Source organism: Paenibacillus albicereus, assembly GCF_012676905.1.
Classification (GTDB): Bacteria; Bacillota; Bacilli; order Paenibacillales; family Paenibacillaceae; genus Paenibacillus_O; species Paenibacillus_O albicereus.
In genome coordinates, this window is sequence record NZ_CP051428.1 from 463,286 (window position 1) to 482,119 (window position 18,834).

At 66.6% G+C, this 18,834-nt stretch carries 10 protein-coding genes; 7 read left to right on the forward strand and 3 right to left on the reverse strand.

Annotated features, from left to right (window positions below; genetic code table 11):
• Positions 1-216 precede the first annotated feature (216 nt).
• The 3 genes from HGI30_RS02065 (at position 217) to HGI30_RS02075 (ending at position 2,771) form a co-directional block, all read left to right on the forward strand.
• Complete coding sequence (locus tag HGI30_RS02065) at positions 217-1,176, forward strand: ABC transporter ATP-binding protein (RefSeq protein ID WP_235680288.1); 960 nt, start codon at positions 217-219, stop codon at positions 1,174-1,176.
• Positions 1,176-1,892, forward strand: a complete 717-nt coding sequence (locus HGI30_RS02070; protein WP_168906170.1) for an ABC transporter permease — start codon at positions 1,176-1,178, stop codon at positions 1,890-1,892. The genes HGI30_RS02065 and HGI30_RS02070 overlap by 1 nt, the downstream gene beginning before the upstream one ends.
• A gap of 150 nt (positions 1,893-2,042) precedes the next feature.
• A complete protein-coding gene (locus HGI30_RS02075) occupies positions 2,043-2,771 on the forward strand; it encodes an ABC transporter permease (RefSeq protein ID WP_168906171.1) in 729 nt (242 codons plus the stop codon).
• Positions 2,772-3,004: 233 nt separating this feature from the next.
• Here HGI30_RS02075 and HGI30_RS02080 read toward each other — a convergent pair whose 3' ends face one another.
• Positions 3,005-3,748 (reverse strand): class I SAM-dependent methyltransferase, encoded by a 744-nt coding sequence (locus tag HGI30_RS02080; protein WP_168906172.1) that lies wholly within the window; start codon positions 3,746-3,748, stop codon positions 3,005-3,007.
• A gap of 461 nt (positions 3,749-4,209) precedes the next feature.
• Positions 4,210-5,577 (reverse strand): carbohydrate-binding protein, encoded by a 1,368-nt coding sequence (locus tag HGI30_RS02085; RefSeq protein WP_168906173.1) that lies wholly within the window; start codon positions 5,575-5,577, stop codon positions 4,210-4,212.
• Positions 5,578-5,761: 184 nt separating this feature from the next.
• On the opposite strand from HGI30_RS02085, the gene HGI30_RS02090 reads away from it, so the two are divergent.
• On the forward strand, positions 5,762-6,691 hold the full coding sequence (locus HGI30_RS02090) for an aromatic acid exporter family protein (protein WP_168906174.1): 930 nt from the start codon (positions 5,762-5,764) through the stop codon (positions 6,689-6,691).
• A 131-nt stretch (positions 6,692-6,822) separates the two neighbouring features.
• Positions 6,823-9,852, forward strand: a complete 3,030-nt coding sequence (locus tag HGI30_RS02095; RefSeq protein ID WP_168906175.1) for an S-layer homology domain-containing protein — start codon at positions 6,823-6,825, stop codon at positions 9,850-9,852.
• 592 nt (positions 9,853-10,444) lie between these two features.
• On the opposite strand, the gene HGI30_RS02100 is transcribed toward HGI30_RS02095, so the two are convergent.
• Positions 10,445-11,359: a LysR family transcriptional regulator gene (locus tag HGI30_RS02100; RefSeq protein ID WP_168906176.1), complete on the reverse strand. Its 915-nt coding sequence runs from the start codon at positions 11,357-11,359 to the stop codon at positions 10,445-10,447.
• Positions 11,360-11,550: 191 nt separating this feature from the next.
• On the opposite strand from HGI30_RS02100, the gene HGI30_RS02105 reads away from it, so the two are divergent.
• Both HGI30_RS02105 and HGI30_RS02110 read left to right on the forward strand, forming a co-directional pair.
• The gene (locus tag HGI30_RS02105) at positions 11,551-12,624 is read left to right on the forward strand and encodes a branched-chain amino acid aminotransferase (protein WP_168906177.1); all 1,074 of its coding nucleotides are present in this window, start codon (positions 11,551-11,553) and stop codon (positions 12,622-12,624) included.
• Positions 12,625-13,526: 902 nt separating this feature from the next.
• The gene (locus tag HGI30_RS02110) at positions 13,527-18,710 is read left to right on the forward strand and encodes a carbohydrate binding domain-containing protein (RefSeq protein WP_168906178.1); all 5,184 of its coding nucleotides are present in this window, start codon (positions 13,527-13,529) and stop codon (positions 18,708-18,710) included.
• Positions 18,711-18,834: the final 124 nt, after the last annotated feature.

Here is an 18,834-nt window from a genome sequence, read left to right on the forward strand (position 1 = left end):
GGATGCGGCGAGGCCCGATTCGGCAAGGACGCAGCCGATGCCGAGCGCGTGCCCAGGCCAGCATTCCCCCGCGATGGACGAGGCCGCGATGGCGAGGCCAGCTTCACCCCGCCTTACAACGGACGCAAGCGCGTCCGTTTTTCGCGTTTTAACCGTTTTTTAACCGGCGTCCTCCCCGGGATTTAACCTCGGTCCGTTAGGATGAAGGCAGAGGTGATGGACATGAATCATGGCAACGGCATGCCGCTCGGGCAAGAGGGGCGGCAGCCTTGGCTGCTCGAGACGAGCGGCCTGACGAAGAAGCTCGGCGGCAAGGCCGTCGTGCGGGACGTGGAGCTCCGGATCGGCGAAGGAGACATATACGGCTTTCTCGGACCGAACGGCGCGGGCAAGACGACGACGATCCGCATGCTGCTCGGCCTCGCCAAGCCGACGCGCGGCAGGGTGACGGTCTTCGGCAAGGAGTTGGCGAAGAACCGGCTCGACATCCTGAGGCAGGTCGGGTCGCTTGTCGAGTACCCGTCGTACTACGGCCACCTGACGGGGCGGGAAAATCTGGAGGTCGTGCGCCGTCTGCTGGACGCGCCGCCGGAGCGGATCGCGGAGGCGCTCGGCATCGTGCGGCTGGAAAAGGACGCGAACCGCCCCGTGAAGGGCTACTCGCTCGGCATGAAGCAAAGGCTCGGCATCGCCGCCGCCCTGCTCGGGCATCCGCGGCTGCTCGTGCTGGACGAGCCGACGAACGGCCTCGATCCTGCCGGCATCCAGGAAGTCCGCGAGCTCATCAAAAGCTTGCCGGAGCAGCGCGGCGTCACGATCCTGCTGTCGAGCCATCTGCTCTCCGAGGTCGAGCAGATGGCGACTCGGGTCGGCATCATCACGAGCGGCAGCCTGGTGTATCAGGACCGCATCGAGCAGCTGAAGCGGCGCACCGCCGGCCGCATCCGCCTCGCCGTCAGCGAGCCCGAGGCCGCTTGGAAGCGGCTGCTCGAGCAGGGCCGGGAGGCGCAGCGCGACGAGCGCGGCTTGACCGTGCCGGGAGGCGACGACCGCGATATCGCGGCGATCGTGGCCGAGCTCGTACGGGAGCGGCATGCCGTGTACCGCGTCGAGGAGGAGCGCTCGTCGCTGGAGAGCGTGTTCCTGGAGATGACGGGCACGGGGGGGAGCCTCTGATGCTCGGACGGGCGATGTCGGCCGAATGGCTCAAGCTCAAGCGGAAATGGATCCTCGCGCTGGCGGTCATCGGCCCGCTCGGCGTCGTCCTGCTGCAGGCCGTCAACTACGGGCTCCGCTACGACTATTTGATGAAGCGCCACGCGGACGACCCGTGGGGCGGGCTGCTGCAGGGCACGACCGGCCTCATGCTGCCGGCGCTGTTCATCGGGCTGGCGCTCGTCGCCTCGCTGTCCGCGGGCGTCGAGCATGCGGCGGGCGGCTGGAAGCAGCTGCTGGCGCTGCCGCTGACGCGGATGCAGGTGTTCGCGGCCAAGACGATCGTGCTGCTGCTGCTCCTGCTGCTGTCGTGCACGCTGCTGCTCGCGTTTACGCTGGCGTTCGGCTTTGCGCTCGGCTTCGGCTTGGAAGGGCTGCCTTGGCTTGATCTGCTGCGGCAGTCTTATGCTCCTTATGCGGCGGCGATGCCGTTCGTCGCGCTGCAGATCGGGTTGTCCCTGGCGATGAGCAACCAGGCGGCGCCGATGACGATCGGCGTGCTCGGCATGGTCGTCAGCATGTTCGGGGTGCTGCTGCCGGACTGGGTTCCGTACAACTGGCCGTGGCTCGCGCTGGAGTCGGCGACCGCGCTGCGTGCGGCGGCCGCCGGGCTGACCGGAGGCTTGCTGCTGCTCGCGGCGGGCTGCATTCATTTTACGCGGAAGGACGTGAGCTGACATGGGGGGCTGCTGTCGGCGGAGTGGCAACGAGAGGAGCGAGAGCGGACATGAGGAGACTGCTGTCGGTAGAATGGGCTCGAGAGGAGCGAGAGCGGACATGAGGGAACTGCTGTCGGTGAAATGGGCACGAGGGGAGCGAGAGCGGACATGAGGAGACTGCTGTCGGCTGAATGGCTCAAGCTGCGCCGCTCCATCGTCTGGCTGCTGCTGCCGGTCAGCCCGCTGATCGCTTTCGCCATCGCGTGGAAGGCTCCGCTGGAGGCGATCGGCGGAGCGGGCTGGATGGAGGCGTACATCATCAGCGCCAACGTGCATGGCCTGCTGTTCCTGCCGCTGCTCGTCGGCATCTTCGGAGCGCTGCTATGCCGCTTCGAGCATGCCTCAGGCGGCTGGAAGCAGCTGCTCGCGCTGCCGGTCCGTCCAGGCGCGGTCTATCTATCCAAGCTGGCGGCGCTGCTCGGCCTCATCGCCTTGCTGCAGCTGCTGCTCGGAGCGGCGCTGCTCGCCGGCGGGCTGCTGCGCGGCATGGACGGCGGCGTGCCGTGGACAGAGCTCGGCCTGGCGCTGCTCGGCGGGTGGGTCGCCTGCCTGCCGCTGGCGGCGCTGCAGCTATGGGCCTCGTTCGCGTGGTCCAGCTTCGCGGCTCCGCTCGTGCTCGGAGCGGTGTTCACGCTGCCTAACGTGCTCGTCATCAACTCCGAGCGATTCGCGCCTTGGTATCCATGGGCGCAGCCGCTGCTCGCGATGATGCCGCGATCGGAGGACGGCTTCTCGAGCTTCAACGTCCCGCTCGAGTCGCTGACGTTCGTCATCGGCGGCAGCTTCATGCTGTTCCTGGCCGGAGGATGGCTGCATTTCCGCCGGCGGGCGGTGTAGCGACGGGGGCTTGCGGCTTGAGGCTCCGGCTGCGTCATCATGAAAGTAAAGCGTCCGAACCGCCTTGAAGGGGGTTCGGACGCTTTTCGGGTTTCCGGCAAAGCTTGGTTGATTGTATCGCAGCCACCGGAACAAAGACGCCGTACACGAGCCCCGGCGCCCGGTGTAGCCGTCTGCGCCTGACTGCACGGCCCTGCCCCGGCAACCCGACGGCCGCGGTCGTGGCCGGTCGGCTAGGCGAGCTCCGGCTTGTCGGCCGCGATCAGGAAGAACATCGGCCTTCGAACTTCCTCCGCCCAGGCGGGATTGCGCTTCAGCATCTCCGCCGTCGGAGCGAGCTCCGACAGCTGGCGGATCGCGAAGCCGGCCGCAAGCAGCGCGTTCAGATAGGTCGAGACGGTGCGGTGGTATTTGATGACGTCGCTGCCGAGGAACCGGGCGGAGCGCAGGCCTTGGTCGTGATAGCGGTCGACGGGCCAGTGCAGCTTTTCGCCGTTCCTCCCATACTGCCAATCCTGCGCCGGCAAGGCGGTGAAGATCGGGTGCTCGACCGAGAACACGAAGCTGCCGCCGTCCGCGAGCGCCTTGTGCACGTTCGCCGCCGCTGCGGAGAAGTCGTCGACATAGTGGAACGCGAGCGAGCTGAGCACGACGTCGAACTGTCCCGGGTCAAAGGCGATGTCCTCGATGGCGCCGCGCCGATAGTCGATGGCCGGATCGTCCGTCAGCTCGCGCGCCCGTTCCAGCATCTTTTCCGACAAGTCGATGCCGAGCACCGATGCCGCCCCTTGCTCCCGAGCGTACCGGGCATGCCAGCCGTACCCGCAGCCGAGGTCGAGCACGCGCTTGCCGGCCAGCGGAGGCAGCATGGCGCGCAGCGCCGGCCATTCGCCGGCGGCGTCCAGCCCGCCCTCCGAGCGCGGCATTTGGCTGTAGCGGTCAAAAAAGTCCGGATCGTCATACTTGTTTTCTTTCATCGTGCAAGCCCCCTTCTCTCTTATTCTACCTCACCGCTCCTCAGCGCAACCGGCCTAGAACGGCTTCAGCCGATTTTTACGAAAGGGGCTGAAGCGCCGGATAGGCGAGGCGCGGCTGCAAAAAAAAGCAAAGCCCGGCCTCGCAAGGAGGCCGGGCAGATGGCGATCGGCTCGGCGAAGCGGGGGAGCCGGCCGTGGAAGGCTGAAGCGGGTCGGGTACATGCAGGCAGGCATCCCGGCCAGGCGGGAAGGCATTTCTAGGTCAGGCCTCTCCGTCCCCCGGGCGGGAAGGCGGGAGCAACTGCTGCACGGCCGCCGAATTTCGTGCCGTCCGCGGACCCGCGGCTTTTGACGTCCGCGTCTCGGCAGCTCCAGCCGTCCGCAGACCCGCAGCTTCGGCTGGTCCAAGTACAGTTCAGCCGTCGATCCATCGGTTCGAGATCAATCCGCAGCAACCCGGCTTAGCCGAAGTAGCCCTTCATGGCGTTGGACCAGACGTAGTTCGTCGTTTTGTCCCAGTTGATGGACCAGGTCATGACGCCGCGGAAGCCGGAGTAGCCGCCCGGAGTCTGCAGCGTGTACTGGCCGCCGAACGACTGGCCTTTGGTGAGGTAGTTGAGCGCCTTGACGATGTCGGCCGGCTGCGTGTAGCCGCCGCCCGCTGCGGCAGGCGATGAAGGCAGGCCGATCGCGACCTGGTCGGCGCGCAGCGCCGGGAAGACGTTCGAGGCATTGCCGGCGACCGGGAAGCCTTTCAGCAGCACCTCGGCCATGGCGACCTGGAAGTCGGCCGTGCCTTGGGCGTAGGACTTGCCGTCAAGTCCTTGCATGGAACCGCTGTTGTAATGCTGGACGTGGATGTAGTCGAGCTGGTCGCGCACGGCATGGATGACTGGCAGATACGCGCCCCACGGCCCGCCGTAGGCGATCTGTCCGCCCTGCACGTAGGCCGTCTCCGGCGCCATCGTCAGGTCGAAGCCGGAGCCGTACGTCGCCATGATCTCCTTGATGGCGCTGATGAGGTTGACCACCTTCGGCGTCGTCGGGTTCTTGAAGTCGGTGTCGCCGCCGTTCAGCGACAGCGAGCTGCCTTCGAGGTCGATGTCGATGCCGTCGAAGCCGTAGGTGTTGATGATGGTCTTGAGCGAGTTGACGAAATTGGTCTTGGCCGCCGCCGTGTTCAGCTCGACGGTCGCGTTGGCGCCGCCGATGGAGATGTGCACGCGGCGTCCCTGGCTTTGCAGGTAGGCGATGTCGGCCTTGAACTGGGCCGGCGTCGTCTGGAACGGCTCGAACGTCAGCGTCGCTTGATCGCTCAGCGTCTCGGCAAAGCTGACATTGATGACGTTGAAGTTCGACGACACGTCGCGCAGCGGAATGACGCCGGAGCCGTTGTCGAAGTTATGCCAGTAGCCGACGACGACCTTGCCGGTCGAAGGCGTGGCGGAAGGCTTCGGCGTGGCGGTCGGCACGACCGTCGGCGTCGGAGTGGCCGTCGGAGTCGGCGTCTTCGTCGGAGTCGGCGTGATCGTCGCGGTCGGAGTCGGCGTCACGGTCGGCTTGGGCGTCGGGGTCGGTGTCGGAGTGGCCGTCGGAGTCGGCGTCGTGCCGCCCGTCGGCGTCCACAGCGCAGGCACGTTCGGCGGCTCCCAGCCGGTCAGAGCCGTATGGGCCTGCACGCAGCGGTAATCCTTGCCGGCGTACGTCACGATGTCATTCGCCTTGTAGGCCGTGCCGGGCGTCCAGGCCGCGGCGCCGAATACCGTCGCCGGCACGATCGCCACCAGCAGCATGAGAATCAAGGTAAGGGCAAGACTTTTGCGTTTCATCAATCCATCCCCTTTCGGAATTTCCTTGCGGAATCTTCCTCTCTATTGGACCACTGAAATAGATTTCAGATAAGGGAGAATATTCCGAGAATCAGGGGCAGATTTTTTGCGAGCGCCGATTCGTGTCGGGCGTTCGCGAGTGCTATAATCGAGGGGACATTTTCGACCAGACAAGGAGCCACACATGAGGATCGGATTCCGCACGCTCAAAACCGCCGTCGGCGTCAGCCTGTCCGTGCTGACGGCCCAGCAGCTCGGCCTGCTGAACTTCGCCTCCGCCGGCATCCTCACGCTGCTCTGCATCCAGAAGACGAGGCGGCAGTCGTTCAACGCGATCTGGGAGCGGCTGCTCGCCTGCGTCGTCGGGATCGCGGTCTCGGGACTGGCCTTCGAGCTGGCCGGGTACTACGCGCTGCTGTTCGTGCCGATCTATCTGGTGCTGATCCCGCTATGCGTCGGGCTGCGCTGCACCGGCGGCATCGCCAGCAGCTCCGTCATCATGATGCATGTGTACGTCCACGGCGACCTGACGCTCTCGTTCATCGGCAATGAGCTGGCGCTGATCGCGATCGGCCTCGGCCTGTCGCTCGTCGTCAACCTGTACATGCCGGGCATCGAGCGCCAGGTGATGAGCCTCCGGCGGCGCATCGAGGCCAACATCGAGCGCATCCTGCGCGAGCTGGCGATCTACCTCAAGGACGGCAGCAGCCTGTGGGACGGACGCGAGCTGCTGGAGCTCGACAAGCTGCTGGAGCAGGCGCGGGCGCTCGGCGTGCAGGCGACGGAGAACGACTTCAGCGGCCGGCGCAGCCTGTTCTACACCTACTATGAGAGACGAAGGCGGCAAGCCGACATCTTGAAGACGATGATGCCGCTCGTCTCCCAGGTCGATGCGAAGCTGGAGCAGGGACGCCGGATCGGCGAGTTCCTGGACGACCTGGCCGACCACTGGAACACGATTCCCGGCGGCCGCGACTACCACGAGCGGCTGCGCTCGATCCGCGACTACCATAAGGAGCTCCCGCTGCCTGAGACGCGCGAGGAGTTCGAGACGAGGGCCAGCCTGTACGGCATGGCCAACGAGCTGGAACGGTTCATCCTGACGCTGGCGTAAGCCGGACGGAGGAGGGCCGTTTTTTCATTTCTTTACAAGAACGAAAAGAAACGTTGATTTTCCCCTGAACCGCGCTCGATACGCTTGTCCGGATGAAAGCAACCTGGATGGATAGGGGCGGGAGTGGACTCATGAACAAGTGGCTACGGAAGGGCGTCGGCGTCATGCTGAGCGCCGCGCTGGCGGTCGGCATCGCGCTGCCGGCAGCGCAGCAAGCGGAGGCGGCGGAGGAGACGCCGCTGAAGCTGGTCGAAGGAAACGAGGCGTGGAAGGTGCTGGTGACGCCGAACGATCCGGGCAGCGTCTGGAGAGCGGTCTATGACGACGCGGCCTGGGACAGCGGCGCCGCGCCGCTCGGCTACCCGGTTCGGGCGGAGACGGCGACGTCGCGGTTCGGCGGCATCGCGACGACGATCGGATACGGCGGCAGCAGCAGCAACAAGTACCTGACCACGTATTTCCGCAAGACGGTGCAGCTGAGCGGGGCCGCGGACTACAAGCGCTTCGTCGGCAGCTTCGGCGTCGATGACGGCATGGTGCTGTACGTGAACGGAACGGAGATCGCCCGCTACAACATGCCGGAGGGCCCGATCAGCTACTCGACGCTGTCGGTGGAGGGCAAGTCGGCTCCGCTGTCGTTCTACGACGTCGACCTGACGGACAAGCTGGCCGGCGTCGTGAAGGAAGGCGCCAACGAGATCGCCGTCGAGGTGCATCAGCAAAGCAGGAGCAGCTCCGACCTGTACTTCGACATGGAGCTGCTGGCGTACAAGACGGCCGCGCAGCCGCCGGTCGATCCGCCGAGGTCGCCGCTGCCGCAGTCGGTGGCGCTGACGTTCCACGGAGACCCGCGCACGGAGCTGGGCGTCGCCTGGTACACCTACGAGGACTACCCGGGCACGAAGCTGCAGGTCGCCGAGAAGAAGGACGCTCCGGCGGGAGGCGGCTTCCCGGCGGACAAGGCGCTGACGTTCGACGGCTCGGCGGAGCGCGTCGAGACGTACCAGACCAAGGCCGACAAGGCCGCAGGCAAAAAGACGGCCTACCAGAGCCACAAGGCGAAGGCTTCCGGACTGAAGCCGGGCACGGACTACGTGTACCGCGTCGGCGACGGGGCAGAAGGCCATTGGAGCCCCGCCGGCTCGTTCCGGACCGAAGCGGCGCAGCCGGAGGCGTTCACGTTCCTCTATACGACGGACTCGCAAGGCACGACCGACGCGGACTTCGTCACCTGGGCGCATACGCTGCAGGAAGGGATCGGCCAGTTCCCGCAGTCGGCGTTCATCGCCAACACGGGCGACCTGGTGGACAACGGCGACCTGGAGGAGCAGTGGTCCTGGTTCTTCGACAAGCCCAAGGAGCTGCTCATGAGCCGGCCGCTCGTACCGCTCGTCGGCAACCACGAGTCCAAGAGCTACGGCAACTTCACGCAGCACTTCAACCTGCCGAACCTGTCGCAGACGGGCGCCAAGCCGGACGGCTCGGTGTACTCGTTCGACTACGGACCGGCGCACTTCATGGTCATCAACACGGAATACTCGCTGGCGTCGAGCACGCCGGAGTATCAGCAGATCTACCGCAACCAGGTGGAATGGCTGCGCGCCGAGGCGGCCCGCACGGACAAGAAATGGAAGATCGTGCTGCTGCACAAGTCGATGTACTCCGTGGCGAGCCATGTGTCGGACAGCGACGTCGTGAGCTTCCGCTCGGAGCTGACCAAGGTGTTCGACGAGATGGGCGTCGACCTCGTGCTCGGCGGCCACGACCATACGTATACCCGCAGCTTCCAGATGCTCGGGGGCGAGCCGCAGAAGGACAAGCTGCCGGACGCCGGCGGACAAGTCGTCGATCCGAAGGGCACGCTGTACCTCATCACCAACGCCGCCGGCGACAAGCGCTACACCGTCAAGCCCGGGATGGAATTCCAGTACGCGGCCAAGTACGAGCAGCCGGGCAAGGAGATGTTCACCGGCGTGCAGGTGAGCGACGATGCGGTCGGCTTCCAGGCGTACACGACGACGGAAACGGGTACGACCGACGCGTACGACGCGTACCGCATCAAGCGCACGGACGCCGCTCCGTCCGCCGTGCAGGATGCCCGCTGGTCGGTCGATGCGGGCGGCAGGCTGCAGGTGGAGTGGACGGCTCCGGCCGGAGCCGAACCTGCCGCGTACCGGATTTATGAGCAGAACGATGCGCTCGGCGCGAACTGGACCGTCACCGTGACGCATGAGGCGGGCAAGACGAAGTACGCCTACGTGCTTGCAGGCGCCGATTCGAAAGGCAAGTACGACATCGTCATCCGCGCCACGGCCGGACGGGGAAATTCCGTGCCGGCCGTCGTGAAGACGAACGCCGAGACGGCGACGCCGACGCCGAGCGCGAGCCCGACGCCGACGCCAAGCACGAGCCCGACGGCGACGCCGAGCGCGAGCCCGACGCCGACGCCGAGCGCGAGCCCGACGGCGACGCCAAGTGCGAGCCCGACGGCGACGCCGAGCGCGAGCCCGACGGCAACGCCGAGCGCGAGTCCGACGGCGACGCCGAGCGCGAGCCCGGCGGCGACGCCGAGCGCGAGCCCGACGGCGACGCCGAGCGCGAGCCCGACGGCGACGCCTGCGCCAATCAAGGACGTGCCGGCGACGCACTGGGCGTCCGCAAGCATCCGTCAGGCGATCCAGCTCGGCATCGCCCAAGGCTATGAGGACGGCAGCTTCCGTCCGGACCGCTCGGTCAGCCGCGCGGAGCTGGCGGTGCTGCTGGCGCGGGCGCTGCAGCTGCCGCAAGGCGCGGGACAGGCGGCGTTCAAGGACGCCGCGCAGATCCCGGCCTGGGCGCGCGGCTCCATCGCCGGCGCAGCCGAAGCCGGCCTGATCGGCGGGTACGAGGACGGCAGCTTCCGTCCGGACCGCCTCATCACCCGCGCGGAGCTGGCCGTGCTCGTCGCCAAGGCGGCGGGCCTCAGCCCGGCCGCAGGCGCCAAGCCGGACTACGCCGACCTGGCGGGCATCCCGGCGTGGGCGCGGCCTTCCGCGGCCGCCCTGCAGCAGGCCGGCCTCATGGGCGGCATCGGCGGCGATCGCTTCGCGCCGAACGCTCCGGTGACGCGCGCGCAAGCCGCCGCGCTGCTGGTGCGGCTGAGCGGAGCGCAGGCGGCGTAGGCTGGATTCGAGCCGCTACGCCAGTCACGCGTCGTCCAAGAAAGCCTCTTTTAACCAGGGCTCTGCAACTTGAGGTCGTACCAGATCTTGTCCTACGGCGATCGCTCTCCGGTTTTTCACCGGAGAGCGATCGCCGATTTTATTTATCTGAACGCGTCTCGAATGCGAAGCTGCCTCGGCGGAGTTCTGGCAAATAACGAAACTCACAAGCGCTATTCGTTCGCAATGGAGCGAGTTGAAATTGTAACGAAACTCACAGGCGCTATTCGGCGATAAATCGCTCTAACCAACGGTTCAACGGCTGCATAACGCTTGTCCGTTTCGTTATAATCAGAAAACGCCTGCTTTTCGTAAAATAGCGTCGCTGAGTTTCGTAAGGAGGGCCATCAGCGGTTCGCCGCGCACAGTCCCCCTGCAGCACCGCGACGAAGGGGAAGCCGACTAACCAATCAGCGGCACCTCAAGCGACCGAGTGATGAAAGACCTCTCTCCGGTGGAATACCGAAACGCAGCCGCACATAAGCAACCCTTTTTTAATCAGCTTGAAGCGGCTAAGACCGCTCCTGTGGTAGGAGCGGTCTTGTTTTTTCATTCACTCTTGCCATGGGATTTCTTCCTGCCCTGAAAGCAGCGTCGAGATGAACCGCTCCGCGCTCTTGGACAGGTAGCGGTCCTTGCGCCAGACGATGCCGACCTCGGAGTGGAAGCTGTCGCCGCCGAGCTCGCGCAGCTCGATGCCGGACATCTGGAACGAGGCGAGCACGGAGCGCGGCAGCACGGTCGCCCCGATGCCCTCGGAGACGAGCGCGAGGATGACGGCGACGCTGGAGCATTCGCACAGGATATGCGGCTCGCAGCCGGCCAGCCGGAACTGCTGGAGCAGCTTCTCGTGCATGGCGGTCGTGCGCTCGGTCTTGAGCGTGAGGAAGGGATGCTCCGCCAGCTCCGCGAGCGAGATCGGTCCGCGCCGCTGAGGCCCCCAGCCGGACGGGAGAATGGCCGCGAACGGGTCCGACGGCAGCGGCGCGATTTCATAAGCCGAAGGCTCCGAGTCGAATTCGAACGGCAGCCGCGTCACGATCAGCTCGACCTCGCCCGCGTCCATCTCCTGGCCGAGCGAAAAATGGTCGCCTTCATGCACTTTGAACGTCACGTCGGGGTATTGGCGGTGAAACTTGCGGATCGGATCCGGCAGCAGCGAGATGCACGAGACGACCGCTCCGACGGACAGCACGCCGCGGATGCCTTCGCCTTGCTCCCGCACCTCCAGCAGCGTATCGGAAAAGTCTCGCATGAGCCGCTCCGCCCGCTCGAGCAGCAGCTTGCCGGCCGCGGTCAGCCGCAGGCTGCGCCCCGTGCGGTCGAACAGCACGACGCCGAGCTCCTCCTCCATCTGCCGCAGCTGGCGGCTGAGCGGCGGCTGCTCCATGTGCAGCGCGCGCGCCGCGCGCGTGATCTGGCCTTCGCGGGCGATCGTCACGAAGTAATTCAGCTGGCGCATATCCATATCGGAAGCCTCCTTTTAGGCAACAATGGAAAAGCTGGCCGTAGCGGACGGATGTCCGGCGTGCCATACCCTGAAGGTATGGAGAACTGGATGAAACCGATCCTTTCACTATAGAGGATCAAGTGGTAGGATGACTAGTAGAAGAATGCTCGAACGCCGCACGAGGCGGACGACGGAAGGAAGGATCGCAGATGGCTTACGAGTTCAAGATCGAGCGCAGCGCCGCTCCAAAGGTCAAGGAGTCGCTTCGCGGCTCCGTGTTCGGCACCCGCTTCACGGATCATATGTTCATCCTGGATTACGACAAGGGGCAGGGCTGGCATGACGGCCGCATCGTGCCCTACCAGCCGATCACGCTCGATCCGGCAGCCAAGGTGTTCCACTACGGTCAGACGATCTTTGAGGGGCTCAAGGCGTATCTGACTCAGGACGGCCGCGTGCTGCTGTTCCGTCCGCGCAGCAACATCAAGCGCATGAACCTGTCCAACGCCCGCATGAGCATCCCGTCGATCGACGAGGAGCTGTTTCTCGAGGCGCTGCGCCAGCTGCTCGTCGTCGAGCGCGACTGGGTGCCGTCCGAGGAAGGAACGTCGCTGTACGTCCGTCCGTTCGTCATCGCGACGGAGGCGGTGCTGGGCGTGGCGCCTTCCCATCAGTACAAGTTCATGATCATCCTCTCCCCGGTCGGAGCCTACTACTCCGAGGGCGTCAACCCGGTCTCCATCTACGTGGAATCCGGCTACGTGCGCGCCGTTCCGGGCGGCGTCGGCGAGGCCAAGACGGCGGGCAACTACGCGGCCGGCCTGCAGGCGCAGGAGGAAGCGACGGCCAAGGGCTACTCGCAGGTGTTGTGGCTCGACGGCGTGCAGCGCAAGTACATCGAAGAGGTCGGCAGCATGAACGTGTTCTTCGTGCTCGGCGGCAAGGTCGTCACGCCGGCGCTCAACGGAAGCATCCTGCACGGCATCACGCGCGACTCGGTCATCTCGATGCTCCGCCACTGGGGCTACGAGGTGGAGGAGCGCCAGCTCTCCATGCAGGAGGTCGCCGACGCGCACCGGAACGGCACGCTCGTCGAAGCGTTCGGCACGGGCACGGCGGCGGTCATCTCGCCGATCGGCGAGCTGTACTGGCAGGGCGAGGCGATGAAGGTGAACGAAGGCCGCACCGGCGACCTGTCGCAGCGGCTGTACGACGAGCTCACCGGCCTGCAGCGCGGCGAGAAGGAAGACCCGTTCGGCTGGACGGTCGAGCTGAAGGACTGACCTGGGCATGAAAGAGGAGGCGGCTTCCCGCGTAGGGGAAGCCGTCTTTTTGTTGTGTCTGGCGCGTTGCCGGCATGCGCACGGATGTCGCGGCTGCAACGGCCCTTGCGCCGAGGAGGCGAGGGGCGGCTTTTCGATGGATGAGGAAGTGGCGACGCCGCTGGCTTTCGCTTGGAAGAGGCGTGGCTTCCCGATGGGAAGGCCGAATTTTGCTGACGCGCAGCTGCGGGCTTCTACCGGAAAGACGGCATGGCTTCCCGACGGGGAGGCCGGATTTTTGCTGACGCGCAGCTGCGGGCGTGCGTTCGGATGACGGAACGGCTTCCCGGCCGGGAGGCCATCATTGGACTTTCGCGATGCCGAGGCGTGAATTAATCCCAGTGTGGCTTCCCGCTCGGGAGGCCGAATTTTTGTTTCGCGATGCCGTCGGCTTTGCTGCTCGTTGCCTGGGAAGGCTTTGTGTCCAAGGGGGCGCATGGGCAGGTGCCCGAAACCCGCAAACCCGCAAAAGGCTAACGAAACTGGGTGACGCTATTTGCTCATTTCGAGACCTTTTTTCCGTCTAACGAAACGGAAAAGCCTTATTCGGGCATCGAGCTGCGGTTTTGCCTTGATTTTAGACCGATAGCGCATCTCCGTTTCGTTAGAATTTCCTGAAGCTGAATTTTGATGAAATAGCGTCTCTCTTTTTCGTTAGCGCGCCGACGGCTTGTGGCTGGAAGGCTTTTGTCTCGGGCCAGCCGTGTCACACGGAGCATGCCCACGGCTGCAGCGACCGGGACCATGCCGATCCGAATTCCCGTCACTCTACCTGAAATATGGGGATATAATCCAACATTGGATTCCTCTATAGTTAAGGGCAATCCATGATGAAAGCGTTAACAAGAAAAGGGGGCTTCGGAATGAGGAAAGGGAAAGCGGTTGCGGCGGCGCTGTGCGCGCTCATTGTGGCGGCAGGCGCGATGCCGGCTTATGGAGCGCCGGCAGCAGGCGGACAAGCCCGGCCGAGCAGCGGCAGCGGGAAGAATTCGGAAGCGATCGGGACGACGGCAAGAGCAGCCTTGTCAGCTGCAGGAGCGGCGGACGGAGCAAGCGTAGCGGCAACTGGAGCGGCTCGGGAAGCAGGCGCGGCCGTATCGGCCTCGCCATCGGCAAGCTCGGGCGCGGCCTCAGCGGCCGAGCCATCGGCAAGCTCGGACGCGGCCGTATCGGCCTCGTCATCGACAAGCTCGGGCGCGACCGCAGCGGCCTCGCCATCGGCAGGTTCTGCAGCGGGCGGCCGCTGGTCCGACGAGGTGATGACGAAATGGGCGCAGCTCGGTCTGGCGGCAGGCGATCCGGACGGCTCGGCGCGTCCGCAGGCGGCAGTGACGCGAGCGGAGCTTGCCCAGCTGATGGTCCGCCTGTTCGGCTTGCCGGCGCCCGAGCGGGCGTCGGCGGAATTCGCCGACGTGAAGCCGGACGCCTGGCACGCGGGAGCGATCGAGGCGCTGCGCGCCGCAGGACTCGCGACAGGCTATCCGGACGGCAGCTTCCGCCCTTCGATGGCGGTCACGCGGCAGGAAGCCGCCGTGCTGGCGTCCAAGCTGTTCCGGCTGGCGGATGCCGGCATGACGGCGGACAAGCTCGCCGCCTACTCCGACGGAGCCAAGGCGGCGGCCTATGCGCGGCCGGCGCTGGAGGCGCTGCTGGCCGGCGGCTACCTGTCGGGCTACGGCGACGGGAGCCTGAAGCCGGGCGCGCCGGTGACGAGAGAGGAAGAGGTCGCTCTCTTGGACCGGCTGGCGGGAGACATCGTGGCGGCACCGGGTACGCATGTCAAGGCGAAGGCCGGCAATCTCGTCGTCAAGTCCGGCGGCGTCGTCGTGCAGGGCACGGAGGTGGCGGGCGATCTGTACCTGGCGCCGGGCATCGGCGAGGGTGACGTGACGCTGAAGGGCGTCCGCGTCAAAGGACGCATCCTCGTGCAGGGCGGCGGCGCGAACAGCATTCATCTGGAGGACAGCACGGCCGGCGAGGTCGTCGTAGACAAGGCGTCCGGACCGGTCCGGGTCGTGCTGGAAGGCTCCAGCGAGATCGGCCGGCTGCAGGCGCAGAGCCGCTCGACGATCGAGATCGGACCGGAGTCCGAAGCGGGCGAGGTGGAGATCGGCGCCGGCGGCGCGGGCTCCGAGCTGACGATTCGAGGCTCCGCTGGCCGCGTCACGGCAAACGGAGCAGGCGTGACGCTGAACAACGAGCCGGTGCCGGCGGGCGAGAGCCGCGCGGTCGCCTCCGGCGCCGTAAGCGGCGGCCAGGCGAGTCCTTCGACAAGCCCAAGCCTGTCGCCGAGCCCTTCGCCGAGCGCCGCGCCTCCGGTCGTCGGACCGACATCGGCACCGACGGCCACGCCGACCGTCGCACCGACCGTCGCACCGACCGCGACCCCGAGCGCGGCGCCGACGGCCACGCCGACGTCGACGCCGACCGTCACCCCGACGGCCACGCCGACCGTCACCCCGACGGCCACGCCGACCGTCACCCCGACGCCGACACCGACCGCAACCTCGTCGGCGACGCCGACCCCGACGTCGACCGCTTCCCCGACGCCGTCTCCGACCTCCACGCCGATCGAAAGCGACTGGACGCTGACGTGGTCGGACGAGTTCGACGGCGATGCGGCGCAGCCGGATGCGAACGGCGTCGACCTCAGCAAGTGGGGCTACCAGCTCGGCAACGGCGCGGAGTACGGCGTCGACGGGTGGGGCAACAACGAGCAGCAGTTCTACCGCAAGGAGAACATCCAGGTCGAGGACGGCAAGCTCGTCATCGAGGCGCGCAAGGAAAGCCACGGCGGCAAGCCGTACACGTCCGGCCGGCTGTGGACGTCGCCGACGTTCAGCCAGACGTACGGCAAGTTCGAGGCGCGCATGAAGCTGCCGGCGGGCGAAGGGCTGTGGCCGGCGTTCTGGATGATGCCTCAGGACAGCGTCTACGGCGTCTGGGCGTCCTCCGGCGAGATCGACATCATGGAGGCTCGCGGCCGGCTGCTGAACGAAGTCGGCGGCACGCTCCACCACGGCAAGACATGGCCGGACAACCGCTACACCGGCAAGGAATACCGTTTCCCCGATGGCGAGGACATCACCGGATTCCACACGTACGGCGTGGAGTGGGAGCCGGGCGAGATCCGCTGGTACGTCGACGGCAAGCTGTACCAGACGCAGAACGAATGGTCCAGCCAAGGCGTCGGCCAGCCGGACAAATACGCGTTCCCGGCGCCGTTCGACCAGCCGTTCCACCTTATCGTCAACCTGGCGGTCGGCGGCAACTACGACGGCGGACGGACGCCGAAGGACTCCGACCTGCCGGGCCGCGTCGAGGTCGACTACGTCCGGGCGTACGAGCTGACCGGCCGCGACTACCGCGCGCCGCAGGAGCCGAGCGCGGTCAAGGAGCCGATCCCGGCGGACGCCAAGCTGCCGGTGGACGGCAGCTGGATCCATGACCGGGAATACGCTCGCGGCCTGACGGACATCGCGGCGCCGGGGACGGAGCTCGACCCGCTGAACTGGAATTTCCTGCATACGAACGAGTTCGGAGGAGCCGGCACGGCCAAGGTCGAGACGGTCGGCACCGTGCCGATGGCCCGCATCACGGCGACGGACGGCGGGCTGCAGAGCTATTCGCTGCAGCTCATCCAGCACGCGACGCTCGTCAAGGGCCGCAAGTACAAGCTGACCTTCGACGCCAAAGCCTCCGCAGAACGCGCGATCGCAGTCAAGCTCGGCGGCGACGCCGACAACGGCTGGGCGGCCTACACGGACCAGTTCGCGCCGCAGCTCGGCACGGAGGTCAAGCCGTTCGAGTACCGCTTCGCGATGGGCAACGCGACCGACGCGGCGGCGCGGCTGGAATTCAACGTCGGCCTGGCGGCCGGCGACGTCTGGATCGGCAACGTCCGCCTGGAGGAGGTCGAGCGGCTGCGCGACCCGCAGGCGGCCAAGGAGCCGCTGGAGAGCGGCAACCATGTCTACAACGGCGACTTCGATCTCGGCACGATGGACCGGCTGTCGTACTGGACGCTGGAGGCGGAGACAGCCGCCGGCGCGACCGCATCCGTCGATCCGTCGGCCCGCGAGGTCCGGCTGGCGACAGCGGCCGCAGGCGCTCCGCAGGACGCGGCGCTGCGCCAGGACGGCTTGCAGCTGCTGCAGAGCGACGACTATGAGCTGACGTTCCGCGCCCGGGCTTCCTCCGCAGGACGGACGATCGGCGTGGAGCTCGGCAGCCAGGACGGCAGCCGCATGTACGCCTCCCAGCAGGTGGCGCTGGGCACGGAGATGGCGGAGCATAAGCTCGCCTTCACGATGCCTGCGGGCGAAAGCGATCCGCTGGGCCGCCTGTCCATCCTGTTCGGCGGGGCGGCAGGCGAGGTTCATCTCGATGCCGTGCGCCTGATCCGCACGTCCGATCGCAACGTGGACTACTCCGGCGTGGACCTGTTCCCGCTGCAGAACGGCGATTTCAGCGGCGGCCTGGCTTCGTGGGAGCCGTTCATTCAAGGGGCCGGAGCGGCCTTCGCGACGGACGGCGGAGCGGCGCGCATCGATATCTCCAATGCCGGGACCGAAGGCTGGAACGTCATGCTGAACCAAGGCAACCTGAATGTGAAGAAAGGCTTCGTCTACAAGCTCGAGTTCGACGCCAAGTCAAGCGAGGCGCGGCCGCTGCAGGCGACGCTGGAGAACGCCTCCTACGCCCGTCGCTTCGACTCGGGGGAGAAGGCGCTGACCGGCGATTGGCAGCACTTCGCCTACACGTTCAAGCCGAACGCCGACGAGTCGCTCGCGCTCAAGTTCCTGCTCGGCAAGCTGCCCGGCACGCCGGCCGGCAGCCACCAGGTCTGGATCGACAACGTCGTGCTGGAGGTCGCCGGCGCTCCGGTCAAGCGGCCGGTGCGGCTGAACGCCGATACGGCCGGCAATACGGCCGGCTCGGAGCTGCAGCTGACGTTCGCCGATGATGCCGAGTGGCGGGCGGCGGTCCGCTCGGTGGCGGTGAACGGGCGCACGCTGCAGCCCGACGGCTACGCTCTGGAGCCGGGCGTGCTGCGCCTGCTGCCGGAGGCTGGTCTGGAAGCCGGCTCGGCGACGGTCGCGGTGCGGGCGGAAGGCTATGCCGACGCCTCCGTCCAGCAGCCGGTCGTCGCGGCGGACGGCAATCTGCTGGCGAACGGCTCGTTCGCGGCCGGCGAAGCGGGCTGGACGTATTGGAAAGGCGAGGGCGGAGACTCCGCCTTCGCCGTGGAGGACGGCGCCGCCCAAGCCGACATCTACTACCATGGCGGGATGCATCCGCAGTGGAACGTGCCGGTGAGCTGGTCAAGCCAGCTCATCCAGGGCGGCATCAAGCTCAAAGGCGGCAGCAGCTACGAGCTGACGTTCCGCGCTTGGAGCGACGCCGACCGTCCGATCGAGGTCGAATGGACGAACGCCGCCGGCGTCGGCAAGTCGGCGGTCCGCTTGACCGCGGACAGCTCGCGCGTGCACCGCGTCGTCGTGACGCCTTTGAGTGACAGCACGGTCGACCTGAAGTTCCTGCTCGGCAACGTGATCGACGGCTCGGCCACGACGCCGGAAGCTCCGCACACGATCCGCATCGACGACGTCGCCTTGCGCGAGCTGCTGCCTTCGGTCCTGCCGAACGTCGCCTTGCATGCGGCCGCGACGGCTTCATCCGCCTCGCAGCCGGCCATCGCGGCGGTCGACGGCGACGCCGGCACGCGCTGGGAGTCGGCGTTCGGCGATCCGCAGTGGATCGCGCTTGATCTGGGCGGCCTGCACCGGCTGGAGGAGATCGCGTTGCATTGGGAGGGCGCCTTCGCCTCGCGCTACCGCGTCCAGCTGTCGAGCGCCGAGGCTCCGGGCGAGGGCGACTGGAGCGACGCCGAAGTCGTAGCCGGCGGCAACGGCGGCGTCGACCGCATTATCCTGCCGTCCGGCACGACGGCGCGGCAGGTGCGCATCCTCGGCGAAGCGAGGGGAACGGCGTACGGCTATTCGCTGTGGGAGGTCGAGGTCAAGGGCGAGCCGAGCCGGCCGTAGCGGAACGGCGGCCTGGCCTCGCGGCTCGCGAACCGGACCGAGCCGGCCGCAGCCTGGAGCCAATTGACGGCATGCCGGAATGGGACGAATTCGCGGGCTCATATCCTTTTCTGTATGCATCACG